An 18,349-nucleotide genomic window follows, 5' to 3' on the forward strand; every position below is an offset into this window, starting at 1 on the left:
CTACAATTTATATAACCAACAATAGACTTATAGTATTACTATGAATAAAAAGATAATAACAAAAACCCCTAAAAAAATAAGAATTTATGGTGCAGGAGGACACTCTCAGGTCATACGAGAAGTATTAGAAGATGACGGTTATGAGGTGACAGAAACTTATGATGATAAACCTTCTGGACGTCACTATGCATCTAAAAATGTAACCTCTGGAGCAAGAGAGAACATGGATGGATTTACCCATGATGGATATCCTGTAATCATAGCAGTTGGTAAAAATTCAGAACGAGCAGAAATAGCAGACCTCCTTAAAAGTGATTTTGGAAAAGTTATACATAAATCTACAATTATAGCACCTACAGCAAAAATAGGAGATGGAACAGTCGTTTTTGCAGGAGCAATAATTCAACCTAACACTATTATAGGAGAGCACGTTATTATAAATACAGGAGCAAGCATAGATCATGATAATGTGATAGGAGATTTTGCACATATTTCCCCAAAAGCAGCACTATGTGGTCATGTAGAGGTAGGAGAGGGATCTCATGTAGGAGTAGGAGCAGTAGTTATACCGACAATTAAGATAGGGAAATGGTGTACAATTGGAGCAGGAGCAGTAGTTTTAAAAGATGTTCCAGACTATTCTACTGTAGTTGGTAATCCAGGAAAAATAATTAAAACAAAATCTTTAAACCTAGAGCATAATAATACATTGAAACCATCAAATATTACTTTTATAGGTTCAGGAATATCATCATCATTTACACTTTTACACTTTTTAGATTTACTAGAAAATCATAAAGAAAAAAGAAAAATTCGGATCACTATAATTGATAAATATCAAGAGTTTCATACAGGGATTCCATACGGAGAAAGATCTGGGTTTTCTGTTCATTTGATAACATCTCTAAAGAATTTTTTACCAGAACCAGAGCGAAGTAAATTTATCTACTGGCTTAATAATAATAAAAATTGGTTATTAGATGAACTCAAAAAAGATGGAGGTAAATTATCTTTAGATTGGATTAATACACATATAGACAAAATAGAACATAATGATTGGGAAGATCTTTTTATTCCTCGTCGTTTTTTTGGATGGTATATTAATGAAAAAGTAAAAAAGAGGCTAGAATATTTTAAGATTAAGGGAGTAATTGATATCGATTATATCAATGGCGAAGTGATTGATATCAATAGAGAAAACGATAATTATTCATTATCCTTACGTGATAAAAAAACGATTTCATCAGAAAAAGTAATTCTTTCGATAGGATCATTACCAGTTCGCTACCTATGGAAAAACGAGCCATTAGTAGAAGAAAAAGAATTACTGTTTATTAATAATCCATATACCCCTAAACTAACAAGAGTACTAAATCAGATAGAAAATTTTGTAGAAAAAAAATCAAACAAAAAAATTAACGTTCTTATTGTAGGAGCGAATGCAAGTGGTCTGGAGTTACTTTATAAATTAAATGATATAGAGAATATTAAATCTCGGATCAATAAATTTATTGTGCTTTCTACTCAGGGAATATTACCAGATGCAGTTATCAATGAAGAGCGTAGAAAAAAATATACCCCATTTAATTTACAAGCTCTAGTCAAAGAAAAAAATGTTACCGCTAAAATTATAGCAGAAGCTACATATAAAGATTTAGATTATGCTGATGAAATTCAATTAGGAGCAGCATCTACTGTAGACATCATTTCTAAAGCTTTTGGCTCTTTATTAAATAAACTTAGCCCAGAAGAATTAAAGAAATTTGCATGTCATTATGGTAATGAAATAGGAAGAAGACAACGATGTGCAGGATTTCATTATTCTAAGATCGTTGATGAATTAAAAAAAGAAGATCGTTTTGCTCATATCACAGGAAGATTTAGTGACCTTAAACAGAATGCTATAGGAGAATATTCATTAGAATACTTAGATACAAAATCAAAAGAAAACAAAACGTATGAAGATACCGTACATGTTATCATTAACTGTGTAGGTAGTACAGATTTAACTAAGAATGATACCCCAGAACTATTAAAAAACCTGATCAATAAAGGGTATTGTACCCCTAATGATTCTAAGATCGGTTTAGAAGTAAATGAATCATTAGAAATATATAAAAATCTACATGTTGTAGGACCATTACTGGCCGGAAATATATTTGATGGTAAAGCAGTATGGCATGTCGAACATTGTGGAAGAATATTATGGTTATCACAAGTTCTATCTAAAAAAATTAATGCTTATTTTTTTGAAAAAAGTGAATTAAAAGAAGACCCCCTTTAATAAACAAAAAGACTAATAAACCATACCTAAAACGCTATTTAACAATTGGAACAAAACTACAAACTATTTATAAAAAAACTAGATAATGAATCAGATGTTATAGAGTATAAAAGACTTATTCAGCAAGAATGGAATAATAATGTATACTACGCCCCCGAGCATTTAAAACATTTTGAAAAAGACTCAGATAAACTAAAATACTTTTTATTCAAAAAAAATGATACCCCTATCATTATCATGCCATTTGTTTTTAGAGAAATAAAGCTCAAAAACAAAGAGTACCCATACTTTGATGTGATTAGCCCGTATGGCTATAGCGGACCCTTATTTAATACTGCAGATATCTGTAAAGAAGATAGTATTCAATTTTGGGGCTATGTTGATGAGTGGTATCGGGATAATGATGTAGTAACAGAATTTATTCGTTTTAGTTTAAATGAAAATCATTACGCCTATTCAGGAAACCTTATTAAAACATTATCCAATGTAAAAGGTAGTTTCTTAGGTAATTTTGAAGATCAATGGTCAGCATTTCATCCTAAGGTGAGAAACAATTTTAGGAAAGCTGTAAATTATAATCTAGAGTTTAAAATCTTTCATAAGAAAGAAATAACAAAAGATATAATTAAGATTTTTAATGATATCTATATTGATACCATGAATCGTAATAATGCCGATAGTATTTATTTTTTCTCTAATGCATATTTTGAGAATTTGATATTATCAAATACGGATAACTTTACCATAGCTATAGTATATTATGAAAACATACCAATTTCAATTGAATTGATCATACGTTATAAGGATACTATTTATGCATTTCTAGGAGGCACTAATGCAGAATACTTTAGTTATAGACCGAATGATTTTTTAAGAGTTAAAATAATTGAGTGGGCTATAGAAAAAGGAATTAAATACTATGTTTTAGGAGGAGGAATGAAAGATGGAGACGGTCTGTATAAAAGTAAGAAATCACTTTTTCCTAAAGATGAAGACGCAAATTTTTACACAGGTAGAAAAATAATTAATGAAAAAATCTATGACGAATTATGTTCATACGCTAATGCAGACTATTGTCAGGTTCATAAAGAAAACTTAAAAGATTATTTTTTCCCATTTTATAGACTAGTTATATGTTAATAAAGTAATAAAAAAATATTCTTAATAAGTAAAAATAGGTTTTTTATAATAGTGTATTATTTAACGATTTTATTCCATGCAATTTTTAGTACAATCAATATAATTAAAAAGAGCACTAATAGATATTGAAATCGTCCTATAAAAAATACCCCAAAAAATGTTCTTTGAAGAATATATGTAATTATAAAAGTTATCATAATAATAACAAATAGACCAGAAAGTTTTCCAAAACCAGGTATTCTAGACATAGGAACTGTTTTATGTATAATAAAAAGAGTTATACACATCGACAGTATAGGCACATAATAAGCCAGTATGTTTATTTGTAATAAATTAGTTTTTAAGAAGAAAAAATTATATAAAGTTACCATTAAAGCTAACAATCCTGGGATGGTTACTGCATAAACTAAAATACCATATAGATAAGTGATAGGGGGGCGAAAATTTCTTTGATTAATAAAAATCAAGCCTAGTATTGATAAAACAATACTAATAGCAAAATAAGAAAGAATAAGCCTCGGGTTGTATTCAAACCAGTTAATAATATCTTCTATTGTCATTTAATCGTATAATTATAAAGTATAGCAATATCAAATGAGTTTTCATATACATATTGCTATACCTTGATTTTCTTTATTGTCTACATCAAAAAATTCTGCTTATTTTTTTTGAACACCCTAAAGACAAAATAGTATAAGTTGATAAATTTATGATATAAAGAGCAAATAAGAAAACTCAATTCTTTTTTTCTCAAATTCATATAACCAGTATCAATTTAAATTCTTGGACAGCTAATAATGAACAAATAGATTAAGACAATTAAGAAGCATACATAAGAAGGAATATTCCTAATAGCACACTGAAAACAGGGGGGGAGAATTTCACTGAAAAAGGCGTTTGCCTTCCCTCCTTAATCCTCCAAATTTGCAGTATTAATATAATATAAAGAGTAATACTTAAAAGTTAACTATGAAAAAATTAATTCTAAAGTTGTCAGTAGTAATAGTGATACTACTAGTGTCTTGTAAAAATGAGGCTAAACCAGAGACATCATCATCATCTGATAAAACCGAAAAAGCAGAAACACCTAGATCTTCAAAATCAGCTAGTAACGTTCCAAGTTTTAGTGATGATAAAGTTCAGGAATATGTAAACGCTTATGAAGCCTACATCGAAGAGTACAAAAAAGCAGTAGAGCGTAAAGATATGAACGCTTTTGTTGCGCTAGGAAAAAAAGGGCAAGAATTGGGACAAAAAGCACAAGAAGTAATGGGAAACCTTTCTGGAGACGATGTTCAAAAATTAAGTACATATATGCAAGATAAATCAACACAATTGCAAGAATTATCCCAAAAATTATCCCAATAAAAACAGTATTTATTAGTTAGTTGAGTTAGAAAGCTTCATTCTATATATAGAATGAAGCTTTCTTTTGTAAAAGAGCGATTCTATACCTTAATAGAAGTACATCATCTGTATATTTGTTATTTAAATTTAATCTAAATAAATTTGGTTTTGTAAACACTGAAAAATATATTTGTACTTTATTTTAAATAAGTCTAAATAATTACAAGATGAAAAAACCAGCAATAGGTTATTATTTTTTAAGCATACTAACATTAGGAATACTCTCATGCTCTAGTGATGATGACTTAGCTGCAGCCGATGCATTGTCTAAAGATAAGTCCGCAGTTATAGAGAACTATGCGACTATAGTTTATAAAAATTATCAAGACGCATATGATGGAGCCAAGGCACTACAAGCTGCGATTAACAAATTTGTAGCAACACCTAATCAAGAGAATTTTGATGCAGCCAAAACTGCTTGGAAAGAATCAAGAGAATCTTATGGACAGACAGAAGCTTTTAGATTTGCAAGTGGACCAATCGATGATAGTGATGGACCAGAAGGATTATTAAACGCATGGCCTTTAGATGAAAACTATGTGGATTATGTAAGTGGTAATGCCAATTCAGGAATTATAAATGATCCAGTAAAATACCCAACAATTGATAAAGCAGTACTCGAGGGATTAAATGAAAAAGGAGGAGAGAAAAATATAAGTATAGGGTATCATGCCATAGAATTTTTATTATGGGGGCAAGATAACTCTAGCCCATCAGAAAAAAAATCTGGATTACGACCTTATACAGATTTTGTTGATGGAGGAACAGCATCTAACCAAAGTAGAAGAAGAGCATATATGGTTGCCTGTTCAGAACTATTATTAGATCACTTACAATTACTATTAGATGATTGGAAAATAGGAGGAGCGTATAGAACAACATTTTTAGCACTAGATAAAGATATTGCTTTAAGAAATATATTAACAGGGATTTCTACATTAGGAAAATCAGAACTAGCAGGAGAGCGAGTATTTGTTGCTTATGATAACCAAAATCAAGAAGATGAGCACTCTTGTTTTAGTGACAATACACACCGAGATCTAAGATTAAACTTAGCAGGGATAGCTAATGTTTATAGAGGGCGTTATACTTCAGTAAGTGGTAGTTCTTTAGAAAATTTAATCACAAAAAAGAATGCAAAATTAGGAGCAGCAATAACAGCCCAATTAACCGCGGCAGAAACCGCAGTAAATGCTACAGCAATACCTTTTGATTATGCAATTTCTAATGTTTCAGAGAGACCAAAAGTATTAACCGCAGTAAATGCCCTTAGAGCTTTAGGAGATAAATTTGTTGAAGGCGGTAAAGAATTAGGGATTACAGTATCTTCAAATTTACCAGAATAGATACTATAGCACCTATTTTTTTTAGTATTAAAAAAGTATAAATCAGAACCTTTTTATAGCAATATATAAGAGAGTTCTGATTTTGTTGTTAAAAATATAATATGCTATACGCCACAATATTTAGATATATAATAAGTAGTAGTGTTATAATACTACTGATCAGCTGTCAGAATGATGATTCGGATTATATCGTTCTGCAACCAGAAGAAAGAGAAGAATTTTCTGGAGGTGAAACTACAGTTTTTGATACCTCTAAGAACGCCTTTGGTTTTCAGGCACCTAATTTAGATGAAAACAATGGTTTGTTTTTCTTTACAGGAAACTCCTTATTCAATCAGAGTTGGGTAACAGCACCAGCATCGACTACAGCAAGAGATGGATTAGGACCACTATTTAATGCACGATCCTGCTCAGGATGTCATTTTAAAGATGGGCGAGGACGTGCACCGATATCAGACGGCGAAAAATCCTCTGGGTTACTATTTAGACTTAGCATTCCAGGAACTAATGCAGTAGGAGGGAACCTTCCAGACCCTAATTATGGAGGACAGTTCCAAGATGATGTAATACCAGGAATACTAGTAGAAGGAGATATAAAAATTACATACGAGCCAATAACAATTACCTATCCTGATAAAACAACCATCACATTACAGAAACCGATATATCGTTTTATAAACCTAAACTACGGAGCAATGGCAGCCAATGTTCAGGTATCGCCAAGAGTAGCTAATCAAATGATTGGATTAGGGTTATTAGATGCAGTTGCAGAGCAAACAGTACTGAGTTATGCAGATGAATCTGATCGTAATGGTGATGGAATCTCAGGAAAACCCAATTATGTATATGATATAGCCACAAACTCGGTTAAGATGGGGCGTTTTGGATGGAAAAGCAACCAACCTAATCTAAAACAGCAAGTAGCAGGCGCTTTTTCTGGGGATTTAGGGATTACCTCCTCATTATTTCCAGAAGAAAACTGTCCCACTACAATAGACTGTATTACCATAGCTAATGGAGGCACTCCAGAGATTACAGACGAGAACTTAGACAAAGTTACATTATACTCTAGCACACTTGCTGTTCCTGCCCGTAGAGACTTTGACAAGCAGCATATATTAGAAGGCAAACAATTATTTAAAAAAGTAAATTGTGTAGCCTGTCATATCCCAGTATTACAGACAGGAGATTACCCTATAAAAGCACTCGCTAACCAAACAATTAGACCCTATACAGACCTATTACTTCATGACATGGGAGAAGGGTTAGCAGATCATACCCCCGATTTTAAAGCAACAGGAAAAGAATGGAGAACACCACCACTATGGGGAGTAGGACTTATAGAGACCGTTAACGGACATACTAACCTACTGCATGATGGTCGCGCTCGTACTATAGAAGAAGCTATTGTATGGCATGATGGAGAAGCAGCAGCCTCTAAGAACGAGTTTATGAAACTGACGACTACAGACAGAACCAAACTAATTGACTTTATAAAATCATTATAAATGAATCTTATGATAAGACAAGCACATGCAATATGTATCCTATTAGTAGCAATTTTAATAACCTCTTTATGTACCAGTTGTAATGACGATTCCGAAGGATCTTCACAGCTACAGGTATACAAAAAAGATCAGTTACTAAACCTATATAATAATGAGATCATACCATTATCTATAGCATTAACCAAAGAAACAGAAGCACTAGTAACAGTAACTAAGCATTTTCAGGCAGAAGCAACAGTACTTAATTTACAAGCTGTTCAGCAACAATGGAAAGCCATGCAAGTGATTTGGAAACAATTAGAATTGTATGATATAGGAAAGATCGCAGACAGCTTTATTAGTTTTGAGATAAACCGTTGGCCAACAGACCCATTAAGAATAGATAGTAATATAGCAAGTACAGCAGCACTCAATTTAGACTATATAACCTCATTAGGATCTTCATCAAAAGGAATTTCAGGAATCGAATACCTTATTTTTTATGCAGAAGCAGGAAGTACGATATTAGATAAGTTTACAATCGATGAAAAAGCAGCTAGAAGACATGACTACCTAGTCGCTTTAACCCAAAACTTACAGTCTAAATCCATAGCATTAAAGCATCTTTGGGATACAGAAAAAGAAAATTTTACCACTGCTTTAGAAAACGGAATTAAGGGGAGTCAAAATCAAGTCATCAATGCAATGGTTACACTAATAGAAGAAACCATAATTTCTAAATTAGGAAAACCCCTAGGAGACACTAATGGAGGCACTGTAGAATTACAGCGGTTAGAAGCCTACTATAGTGGGTTCTCTAAAGAAATACTACAGCAACATTTAGTAGCCCTACACCGATGTTATACAGGAGATTTTACAGAAACCTCTACTAAAGTAGGTTTTGATGATATTCTAAACCATATCGGCAGTAAGAAACTATCAAGCACACTCATAACTCAGTTCTCTGTATGTCAGAAAAAACTCGATGCTATCCAAGGAACATTAAAAGAAGAGATCACCACTCATCCAGAAAAAATAATCGCTCTAAAAAACTCTTTTAGAGAGCTATTAGTATTAATCAAAGTCGATATGGCTACTATATTAGGAACTACGATAACGTTTAATGACAATGACGGCGATTAATAAAGTATACGCACGATTTACAAAACAGACCTCTATACTCCCCCTAGTTGTTTTTAGAATAGCCTTTGGGATATTGATGTGTTTTTCGCAATTGCGATTTATGTATAAAGGGTGGATTGAAGCATGTTACACCACACCAAAATTTCATTTTACCTATCATTATTTTCATTGGGTAGTACCATTTGATCCCCCAATGATGTACATTATCGTTGGAGGATCAGCATTATGTGCATTCTTAATCGCAATAGGAATGTTCTATAGAGTAGCAATTTTTTTATTCTTTATAACCTTTACATACTTAGAGTTAGTAGAGAAAGCTTGGTATTTAAACCATTACTACTTTGTTTCTCTAGTAGCTTTTTTATTACTATGGATTCCTGCACATCGTAATTATAGTATAGACGCTTTGATATATAAAAAGATACGACTACATCAGGTACCCTTATGGACAATTAAGATCTTACAATTGCAGATAGCCATAGTCTATATTTTTGGCGGAATTGCAAAGTTAAAATCAGATTGGCTTTTAGCAGCACAACCGCTAAAAATATGGCTTCTGGCAAGAACAGATATTCCTATACTAGGAGTATTATTTCACTATAGCGGTACAGCATACGTCTTTAGTTGGTTAGCGATGCTCTATGACCTTAGTATTCCTTTTTTATTATGGAATAAACGCTATAGACTCTGGGCATATAGTGCAGTCATTGTTTTTCATGTCCTAACCTATCTCCTTTTTAATATAGGCATGTTTCCTTGGCTGATGATAGCCAGTAGCTTAATTTTTATCACACCAGAAGAATGGAAAACGATAGGAGAGAAGCTATCTATTTCTATAAAAAAAATACCCGTTAGCACTACCACAGCTAGGTATATAACGCATCGCAGCACACTACCTATAATAGCAATTTATATTCTTTTTCAGATCACATTTCCATTACGGCATATGGCACTTACGGATACTGTTTTATGGACAGAAAACGGGCTTCGATTTTCATGGCACGTAATGATTAGGGAAAAAAACGGAGTAGTAGCATTTAGAATAGTAGATCATGATACTCAAAAAAAGTTTACCGTATACCCATCACAGTATTTATCCATAATACAAGAGAAGCAGATGAGTTTTCAGCCTGATATGATATGGCAATTTGCACACTTCCTAAAAGAAGAATATCAGGAACAAGGCGCTACAAACCTATCGATATATGTAGACACTAAGGTGGCCCTTAATGGTAGAGCTTCACAGACATTTTTAGACCCTAATATAGATATACTACGTATTACAACAATTGATGAGGTGTACAACCATGTACTACCAATGACTGATTTTTAGTTATTTAGTCATTCAGTTATGGGCCATAATCTATTATTTACTACACTATATACTCTTAATATAGTATTAGAATTGATTATAAATTATTGATTTACAGTATAATTTATATAAAACACACAACTACACTACAGAAGTTCTTAATAAATAAAAAATATTATTTACGTATTTAGGTAACAAAATTACTACTCGATACATTAACAATATACATAGTGATATATAGGTCTTCATACGACATAATATCAACTAAATTAATAGATACAAAAAACATATTTTTTTATGACCAAAAGACAAATCAATCGATTGGAAATGTACCAAGCAGTACAAACATTTATGGACACCAATACTACGGTATGGAGCGGTGTTCCGATATTAGTAACTTTTAAAAATGATCTAGAGGAGTTATTGATACAGATTAATGAAAACAAGGACAGCCAAGAAATCTCTAGAGTATATCTAGGAGGTAACAAGACCACACAAAAACGTTTTGTATCAGAAAAATCAGATATTCTAAATGACGCTCTAGAAGCCTATACAACTATAGAAGGTAATGCAATATTAGAGCAAAAAGCAGCAAAAAGCTTTTCTGATCTCTATAAACTACGCAATCAAGATTTTATTACCATAATTACAGAAACCATATCATTATTAGACCAGCACATAGAACCACTAGGAGATTATGGTATAACACAGGATCAGGTTACGGATCTAAAAAACAGTTTTGATAGCTTTTTAGTATTCAATGGTCAGCCTAGGCAATACCGTATTGCACAGAAACAAGCAACCATCAATCTATCAGACCTTTTTGATCAAACAACCACATTACTAACCCATAAGATGGATAAAGTGATGAAACGTTTTAAACGTACAAACACCACTTTTTATAACGGATATTTAGCCGCTCGCATTATTGTAGGAAACTAATACCATTTTAGCATACTATCATTTAGTAAAAAAAACAATACACTCTGCTTGTCATTCTAGCCCTTCGACTTAGCCAAGGATAAACTAAAGGCTAGAGAATCTACAATATAAGTAAAAGAGTATTTTTTTTTAGAAACATACCTCGTGAGCTTGCTCCGAGGTTGTTTATTAATCAAAAATGTAAATTTAACTTAATAGCATTTTGGGCAACCCCAATGCCATTAAGTTTTATCCCTAAGTAAAAGCTTCGACTACGCTCAGTCATACAATAAGACCTCAAAAATCAGTAACTAAATAACACTACCTAAGCATTCTGTACCAACTATAGGCTACAGCGCAGAAATACACACGTACAATGCCGAAATGTCAGCGTACCGTACAGAAATACGCACGTACAATGCCGAAATGTCAGCGTACCGTACAGAAATACGCACGTACAATGTCGAAATGTCAGCGCACCGTACAGAAATACACACATACAATGCCGAAATGTCAGCGTACCGTACAGAAATACACACATACAGTGCAGAAACCAGTATTTTAGCTCTAATATAAACCTTAGGAGCCGTTAGCAATACTACAAGTACTCACATAATAAAACCGCAAAACGATACATCTAAAAAACGATAAAACGTTAAAATATATACAACAGGGGATACCCTTTTACAGAAATACAGGGAGTATAATCTCTAAAAAATTAACGTTTTAGATCTTCGAGGTTTCCAAAACCTCGAAGGTCTGCAAAACAACCAAAAACAACAAGAGAGCAAATGATACAAGAAATGATTATCAAAATGGCTAATTCTAAAGAGCATAGATTTGATGTCTCTTCATAGTGCATAAAAACTTTTACTAATAAAGTTTATTTATAATTTTGAGTAGTGTGTTAAAAATTAAATTTTCATGGTCTTCTTCATCTTTTTTATGTGGTTAAACATTAAAACAAGTAAGGTTAAACCACGGATTTAAATACCTTTTAATCAATTGATTATGTGATTTGTTATTAGAGTTTCTGTTGAATCTGTTTTTTTTAAGAACTTTTTAAAGACTAAAAGAGGGGAATAACCCCCAAATTACGCATAAAAACAAAATAAATCACAAAAAAAATATTCATTTCTAAAGCTTCTTATTTAAAACCATATCGTTATTTTTACCTGTAAATCAAACACTTATTAACTTACAAATACACAATTAAAATTATGAATACTTCTAAAAAACAATCATTTTTTTTTAAAAACTTTTTTGTATGCTTTCTTTTTTTAAATTTAACATTATTGATATCGGGGTGTTCAGACAATTCAATTAGTGAAACTGAAGAAGTTGAAGAAATTGGATTATTTGCCTCCGATAAACTCGAAGAACCAGACCAAGATGACAGAGAATAAAAAGAAAGTATTTACTTCAATTTTTATAGTAATAGGTGCAGTAATAATTTTTATTGCACCTTTACTACATATTAACTTTCCTAAAAAACCAGAAGAAGTAAAATTGTTTCAAGAAAAAATTAATACTTTTAATAGGTTAAAAAATAAAGAAATCTGTCAGTTAGAAGAAAGCTTAAAGTCAAATGAGATTACACCTCTTGAATATATTGAACAACTGGAATTATTTAATATTGACAGAAGTGTTGAGGCTAATTTATTAGATTATCAATTAAGTCAAATAGTTAATAAACATAGATATTTTGGATTTAGAACATTAAGAGTTTTTTTGATTGGCTTTGGTATTAGATTGCCATATATTCTTTTTTCCTTTATAATATTATTTTTATTTCTTTATTCAAAAGATAAATTAAAAGCTAATGTATACTTATACCGCTCTATTATAATTTTATACTCAATATCATTTCTGATATCGTTTTATATGATTATTTGGTTTATCTTACCACAAGATCTACCTATTACAGCTTATCATATCTTAATTATGACCTTAGCAATTTTAAGTTCATGGTCTTCAGTTTCTTTAGTTAAATATTATTACAACAGAGATACTAATTTTTTATTAAGTTTCAGAATAAAAGAATTAATTCATTTTATTACTATTAGTCGTAAAAATTATGTTTTAGATTTTGCCGTAAAAGCCTTTCATGCAAATCCTGATTTGAAAGAAGATATTCAGGTTAAATTAGAAGAATATGACGAAGAGTTAGAAATAACAATGAAGAAAATAGCTTGTAAAGATGAATCATAAAAAAGAGAAAATATATGATAAAATCTTCAAGCAAGGTCTGATTTATGAATCAGATGCAAATGATCTAAACCAATCTCTGATGGATTTATTTGAGCTAGAAATTAGAAAAAAAGAAAATCAATTGAATGAGCTTAATTTAAAAAAACAGTTATTAAAAGAAAGCATTTCTGCTACGCTATGAATGAGAACTATTCAATTTTCTTAATGTTTCTCTCTGTTATTATTTTTAACTGTTCTGTTATCAATTCTTCGTCTGTGATTTTCCCATCTAAAATTTTCATTTTTATATACATCCATAGTAATGGACTCTGTGAAAACTCACTATCTCTCAAATACATATTTTCAATAATTTCTGCAACAGAATAATTATCAAGTTTTCTTCTTTGAGTATTTAAATTTTTAGGCTTTAAAGTGTTATTGGATAGATCTATATTAATAAGATCGTCAATTGTTATTTGATAAGTTTCAGATATTTTTTGTAGTGTCTCAATCTTTGGAAAAGCTTTCTTATCTATATATGATCCTATATTTCCTCTTTTTAACCCAATTGTTTCTCCAAAAGCATCCTTTCCTAGACCTGTCTTATGTAGTAAAAAGCTTAAATTTTCTGATATATAATTCATTAATTTTGTGTATTTAACATATTATATATGTTTTTTTCATATAAAATATGTATATTTGACTGAGGTTAAAACGTAAATTTATAAAAAAACAAGTGAAGTATGTATATATATAAGGAAAAACGCAGGGAGCGAAACTAGTATAGGTAAGAAATTAATGAGTTGATAATCTTTTTAGATATAAGAGATTTGGATAATAAAGAAATAAAATTGGTAAACTATGAAAGAAGATAGAAAATTAATTATTGAATCTTTGTTTATTAAATATGAAGATGCTTTTAATGCTAATGGTCTAGATAGGTGTTTGAATTTTCCCGAAGGTACAATGCAGAAATTTTATAAGTATAATAGACAATTAAGTAGGAAAAGGATTAATAGGATTTATCGATTTACAGAAAAGTTTGTATCTGATTTTGAAAAATTAAAAAAAAATAAGCATATAACTTAAATCTATAAGTAAATGATTCCACGATTTAACTAAAATATTAAAATTAGATTATTCCCAAATAAATAGATATGAAACCAAGTACCACACAAGAAAAAGAAAGGAGAGTACGTCTTTTTGAAGAACGTGTATTTACTCAGTTACAGATTAAACAATCTCAGTTTAACTGTTGTGTAGAGAGTTATAACGGTTATGCTCTATTATTACGTAGATGGATACAAGAATCTTATAAACAGGGGCTAAATTCTTATGAGATCGCAACTATAATCCGTAAGTCCCCTTTTGCCATAGATCATATACAACAAAATAAACCATTATCTCTAAAAAAGGTAATCCCTAAAAATAGTAGAGTCAGAGTAAGTTAAGTTGAGTTAGTTCGAGGTTCGTCCTTGTATAGAGATGTCGGGTACGGCAGAGTTTTTAGTTCGCAACAGTTCATTTTGTAATTCTAAAGTACCCTGATGTCTTTGTAAAACGCGTAATTATCTATCTAGAGATAAAAAAAATTGATTTTAAAACATAAATATATGGTCGCAGGAGCAATACTATAGTTAAGATTTGGGGAAATTTTCAATATACTATATACCAATTAATTGCTCCTGCATTTTTATAAATAAACTCCCCAATTAATTTAGGATAGCGAGAGTAATTTTTTGCAACCCCTCCATTGTGTAGTCCTCTATGTGCATGATTACTCTTGTGTCCTTTTAAACCAACAACCTCGGAGAATTAAACCTTCAATGAGGGATTAAAACCTAATAAGATGTTAGTAGACGACATAGACGAAGTACCACAAGAAGTATTATTCGGAATATTAAAGTTTTTAAATATCGACACAAACAATTTTATGAATAATTTATTAAACCATGATCCCTATTGTGTCAGTGTATATACATGGATCTATGCCAGGTATCATGAAAATAAAATATCAGATAATTAAAAAAAAGTAACAATCTCAGAGTATAAGACATTAACTAATAAAGTATATAATTAAATGATTAAAAAGCTAACTGTAGGAATAATCGCAACAAAAAAGGGGCTTTTTCCCCCTATACATCCCTTGTATTACCCCTTGTATAAGATTACTTTTGGGGGACTAATTTTTTAAATCATTTATTTAATAATCAACGACTAATAGTAACATTTAAAATCTAATCCCCTTTTAACACATATATTATGGCTCTCCAAACTACTACCACTATTCATTTATCCTCCACACCGCTACACTCTTATCTAAGTCTAAAAATAGAACAACAGTTAGACGCCCACCACGATTTAGAACTCCTATGCCGTGCCGATGTCATCGAGCAACTAAGTGATGAGCTCGTAGGAGCAAGTAAAGAGTATCTAGGTGGGATTATCACAGTACAGATCCAAGCACTCGCTAATTATGGAGGGTATAGCGCATTAGAATTTAAAGGAGTGGTAACTAAAGTACGTGCCATAAAAGGATACGATCAAGAAAAAGGAAATCTGATACTGTTGCAAGCTAAGAGCACCAGTATATTAGCAGATAACGGTAATCACTATGCCTCGTATAGTGATGTAAACCTGTCGGAAATCTTAGAACGTACTTTTCAGGGATATGATATCGGAAAACTAGAAACCAATTTTGCACCACGATCCTCAGAAACCATACACTACTCCGTACAGCATAATCAGAGTGCCTTTAGCTACGCCAGTAGACTAGCCGCCTATCATAATGAGTGGTTCTATTATAACGGTAAGCAATTGGTATTTGGTAACCCCAGCACCGAAGAAACAGAACTTAGATATGGGGTCGACTTACAGGATTTTAGTATAGAATTAGATGTAGTAGCCAATACGACTACCTATAGTAGTACCGATTATCTTACTGATGAGTTACATCAAAAAAGTAGTAAAGAGATCAATATCCCATCAGAGGGATATCACGGATTTATGGATAATAAATCTAAAGAGCTCTACCATAAACCCACACAAGCATCACATAGCCTATACACCGATGGCAATCAAAAATCTAGACTAGATACACAGGTAGAACAGCATACTATCGCTAGAGCGATGCAACAGGTAATTGCTAAAGGGAGTAGTGATAACCCCAGTGTAGCACTAGGAGCAATCATCAGAGTACAAGGCTATGGTAGGTATAGAATTATCAGCATTACCCATACCAATACAGAGCATGGAGTATACGGCAATGAGTTTACCGCCGTAGAAGCCAGTTTAGACACCTATCCATATATGGATCTTAATCGATATCCGCAGAGTGATACTACCGTAGCTACGGTGATGGATAATGCCGATCCACAGCATCTCGGAAGAATCCGAGTACAATTCCCATGGCAAAAAGCCATAGGAGAAATGACCCCATGGCTGCGGATGATCACTCCTCATGGGGGCTCAGAAAAAGGCTTCCACTTCTTGCCAGAAAAAGCAGAAAAAGTAATGGTATCGTTCGAGAATAGGAATGCCGAAAGCCCATTTATACTAGGAGCCTTATATTCTGGTACTGCTAGCCCATCAGGATTTGCTACCGATAAGAATGATGTAAAAATTATAAAGACAAGATCAGGGCATACCCTAGAGTTTAATGACGCTAAAGGAGCAGAGCATATTACCATTAGCGATAAGAACGGAAACACCTTTATGATCGATACTGCTGATAATAATATCAATGTTACCGCATTAGAAACTATGACTTTTAATGCTAAGAATATAGAGATCAATGCCTCAGAAGAAGTAAAAGTGAATGCAGGGACCAATATGATTACCCGAGTAACAGACGATCTCTCTATAAGTGCTAAAAATGCTACAGAAACCATAGAAGAAAATAAAATGCTTATTGCCAAAGAGGTACTCGGCAATGCAGAAAAGATGAGATTAGAAAGCTCTAAAGAGAATATGGAACTCGTAAGCTCTAAACAAGTAGATGTACAAGCAAGTGATAAAGTAAAACTGTTTTAATCCTTTTACTGAGATAAACAAACTACCTCGGGATAATAAAACCTCTCTTAGGAGGTACACCTTAGGCAGGGAGTAAAAATATAGTATGATCAAACGAGATTTTGGAACCAGTATTCTTAGAGAAGAAGAAACCACACAGTGGCAGAGCACCTTTATATATCACCCTATAGGAGTCGCCAGAACCTATGGAGTCGTATTACAATCCGAGAATGAGCAACAGCAAAAAACACAGATCCATTATGAGATTGATGTTATCTGCTTAGAGCAGTCTGATGAGCAGACCTATAGTTTTGAGCTTTATAAAAATCAAGTATTTATCAATCAAAAAAAACCAAGCAGTACATTAGATGAACTAGCGGAGCGCTGTGGTAATGTGATTTACCCCTTACAAATTGCCGTACACCATACAGGAGCAGCATTACGGATTACCAACCCCGTAGCGATCCAAAAACGCTGGCATATCGAGAGACAACAGATTAAAAAGTCATACGATAGCCCTACGGTACAACTATTGATTAAGAAGATGGATACCCTACTAAACAATCCTGATAAAATGGCAGCATATATCCTACAGAGAGATTGGTTTATCTCCCTGTTTTTTGCACCAGTATATAAAAAAAGCCATATTAAAAATCCTGTAATACACCTACCACTGCTCCCTTATGTAGCTACAATACCTTATAGTAGTACCTTGCAGATCCAACCACACCCACATAAAAAAAAGGATATTCTAATCACACAGCAGGGGCAATGTATTGATACCAGAACAGAAAAAGACATCCTACGAGGTAATATGGTTTCTATAGCCAAAGAACCACCGGGTGTACAAGGCACCTATGAGATTACATACCAGATCTATGCAGACTCTCCCATTGCCAATACCATTATAGGGAGTGCCTGTATCGAGTTTCCATCAGGCAAAAAAGAACAGATGGCAATAGAGATCTATCATCAAAAAAACAAAACCCCCATAAATGCGTTACAAAAACAAGAAAAACGCATCAAAGAAGAAAAAGAAGCACCAACACCAGAGAAAAAGAAAAAACGATATTTTCTATTCGGTAAAGAATTTAAATTTAGGTAATCA

At 32.3% G+C, this 18,349-nt stretch carries 18 protein-coding genes; 16 read left to right on the plus strand and 2 right to left on the minus strand.

Features of this window, described 5'->3' with window-relative positions:
* Positions 1–40: 40 nt before the first annotated feature.
* The gene (locus tag N456_RS24560) at positions 41–2,284 is read left to right on the plus strand and encodes a NeuD/PglB/VioB family sugar acetyltransferase (protein WP_158447912.1); all 2,244 of its coding nucleotides are present in this window, start codon (positions 41–43) and stop codon (positions 2,282–2,284) included.
* 45 nt (positions 2,285–2,329) lie between these two features.
* Positions 2,330–3,424 (plus strand): GNAT family N-acetyltransferase, encoded by a 1,095-nt coding sequence (locus tag N456_RS15930; protein ID WP_062059410.1) that lies wholly within the window; start codon positions 2,330–2,332, stop codon positions 3,422–3,424.
* A gap of 56 nt (positions 3,425–3,480) precedes the next feature.
* On the opposite strand, the gene N456_RS15935 is transcribed toward N456_RS15930, so the two are convergent.
* On the minus strand, positions 3,481–3,984 hold the full coding sequence (locus N456_RS15935) for a hypothetical protein (protein ID WP_062059412.1): 504 nt from the start codon (positions 3,982–3,984) through the stop codon (positions 3,481–3,483).
* A 409-nt stretch (positions 3,985–4,393) separates the two neighbouring features.
* Between N456_RS15935 and N456_RS15940 the strand changes: the two genes are divergently transcribed.
* The 9 genes from N456_RS15940 to N456_RS15980 all read left to right on the plus strand — a co-directional run bounded on the left by N456_RS15940 (position 4,394) and on the right by N456_RS15980 (position 13,432).
* Positions 4,394–4,792, plus strand: coding sequence for a hypothetical protein (locus N456_RS15940; RefSeq protein ID WP_062059414.1), 399 nt, complete (start codon positions 4,394–4,396; stop codon positions 4,790–4,792).
* Positions 4,793–4,998: 206 nt separating this feature from the next.
* Positions 4,999–6,177 (plus strand): imelysin family protein, encoded by a 1,179-nt coding sequence (locus N456_RS15945; RefSeq protein ID WP_062059416.1) that lies wholly within the window; start codon positions 4,999–5,001, stop codon positions 6,175–6,177.
* 101 nt (positions 6,178–6,278) lie between these two features.
* Complete coding sequence (locus N456_RS15950; RefSeq protein WP_062059418.1) at positions 6,279–7,685, plus strand: di-heme oxidoreductase family protein; 1,407 nt, start codon at positions 6,279–6,281, stop codon at positions 7,683–7,685.
* Positions 7,686–8,807, plus strand: a complete 1,122-nt coding sequence (locus tag N456_RS15955) for an imelysin family protein (protein WP_062059420.1) — start codon at positions 7,686–7,688, stop codon at positions 8,805–8,807.
* On the plus strand, positions 8,794–10,140 hold the full coding sequence (locus N456_RS15960; RefSeq protein WP_158447913.1) for an HTTM domain-containing protein: 1,347 nt from the start codon (positions 8,794–8,796) through the stop codon (positions 10,138–10,140). The genes N456_RS15955 and N456_RS15960 overlap by 14 nt, the downstream gene beginning before the upstream one ends.
* Before the next feature lie 276 nt (positions 10,141–10,416).
* Positions 10,417–11,061, plus strand: a complete 645-nt coding sequence (locus N456_RS15965; protein ID WP_062059424.1) for a hypothetical protein — start codon at positions 10,417–10,419, stop codon at positions 11,059–11,061.
* Positions 11,062–11,424: 363 nt separating this feature from the next.
* Complete coding sequence (locus N456_RS24105) at positions 11,425–11,616, plus strand: hypothetical protein (RefSeq protein WP_148639344.1); 192 nt, start codon at positions 11,425–11,427, stop codon at positions 11,614–11,616.
* Between the two features lie 816 nt (positions 11,617–12,432).
* A complete protein-coding gene (locus N456_RS15975; RefSeq protein WP_062056084.1) occupies positions 12,433–13,251 on the plus strand; it encodes a hypothetical protein in 819 nt (272 codons plus the stop codon).
* Positions 13,241–13,432 (plus strand): hypothetical protein, encoded by a 192-nt coding sequence (locus N456_RS15980; RefSeq protein WP_062056082.1) that lies wholly within the window; start codon positions 13,241–13,243, stop codon positions 13,430–13,432. The genes N456_RS15975 and N456_RS15980 overlap by 11 nt, the downstream gene beginning before the upstream one ends.
* A gap of 7 nt (positions 13,433–13,439) precedes the next feature.
* On the opposite strand, the gene N456_RS15985 is transcribed toward N456_RS15980, so the two are convergent.
* Entirely contained in the window at positions 13,440–13,874 is a 435-nt protein-coding gene (locus tag N456_RS15985) for a helix-turn-helix domain-containing protein (RefSeq protein WP_062056080.1), read from the minus strand.
* Between the two features lie 217 nt (positions 13,875–14,091).
* Here N456_RS15985 and N456_RS15990 point away from each other — a divergent pair, with 217 nt between their 5' ends.
* The 5 genes from N456_RS15990 (at position 14,092) to N456_RS16005 (ending at position 18,346) form a co-directional block, all read left to right on the plus strand.
* Positions 14,092–14,319: a hypothetical protein gene (locus tag N456_RS15990; protein WP_062056078.1), complete on the plus strand. Its 228-nt coding sequence runs from the start codon at positions 14,092–14,094 to the stop codon at positions 14,317–14,319.
* Between the two features lie 68 nt (positions 14,320–14,387).
* Positions 14,388–14,681, plus strand: coding sequence for a hypothetical protein (locus N456_RS15995; RefSeq protein WP_062059426.1), 294 nt, complete (start codon positions 14,388–14,390; stop codon positions 14,679–14,681).
* 398 nt (positions 14,682–15,079) lie between these two features.
* On the plus strand, positions 15,080–15,256 hold the full coding sequence (locus N456_RS24565) for a hypothetical protein (RefSeq protein WP_158447914.1): 177 nt from the start codon (positions 15,080–15,082) through the stop codon (positions 15,254–15,256).
* A 236-nt stretch (positions 15,257–15,492) separates the two neighbouring features.
* The gene (locus N456_RS16000) at positions 15,493–17,262 is read left to right on the plus strand and encodes a type VI secretion system Vgr family protein (RefSeq protein WP_062059428.1); all 1,770 of its coding nucleotides are present in this window, start codon (positions 15,493–15,495) and stop codon (positions 17,260–17,262) included.
* Between the two features lie 85 nt (positions 17,263–17,347).
* Positions 17,348–18,346 carry a hypothetical protein gene (locus N456_RS16005; protein WP_062059430.1) on the plus strand — a complete coding sequence of 333 codons (999 nt, stop codon included), beginning with the start codon at positions 17,348–17,350 and terminating at the stop codon, positions 18,344–18,346.
* The last annotated feature ends 3 nt before the right edge of the window (positions 18,347–18,349 follow it).

The organism is Aquimarina longa SW024 (assembly GCF_001401755.1).
In the GTDB taxonomy this organism is placed as follows: domain Bacteria; phylum Bacteroidota; class Bacteroidia; order Flavobacteriales; family Flavobacteriaceae; genus Aquimarina; species Aquimarina longa.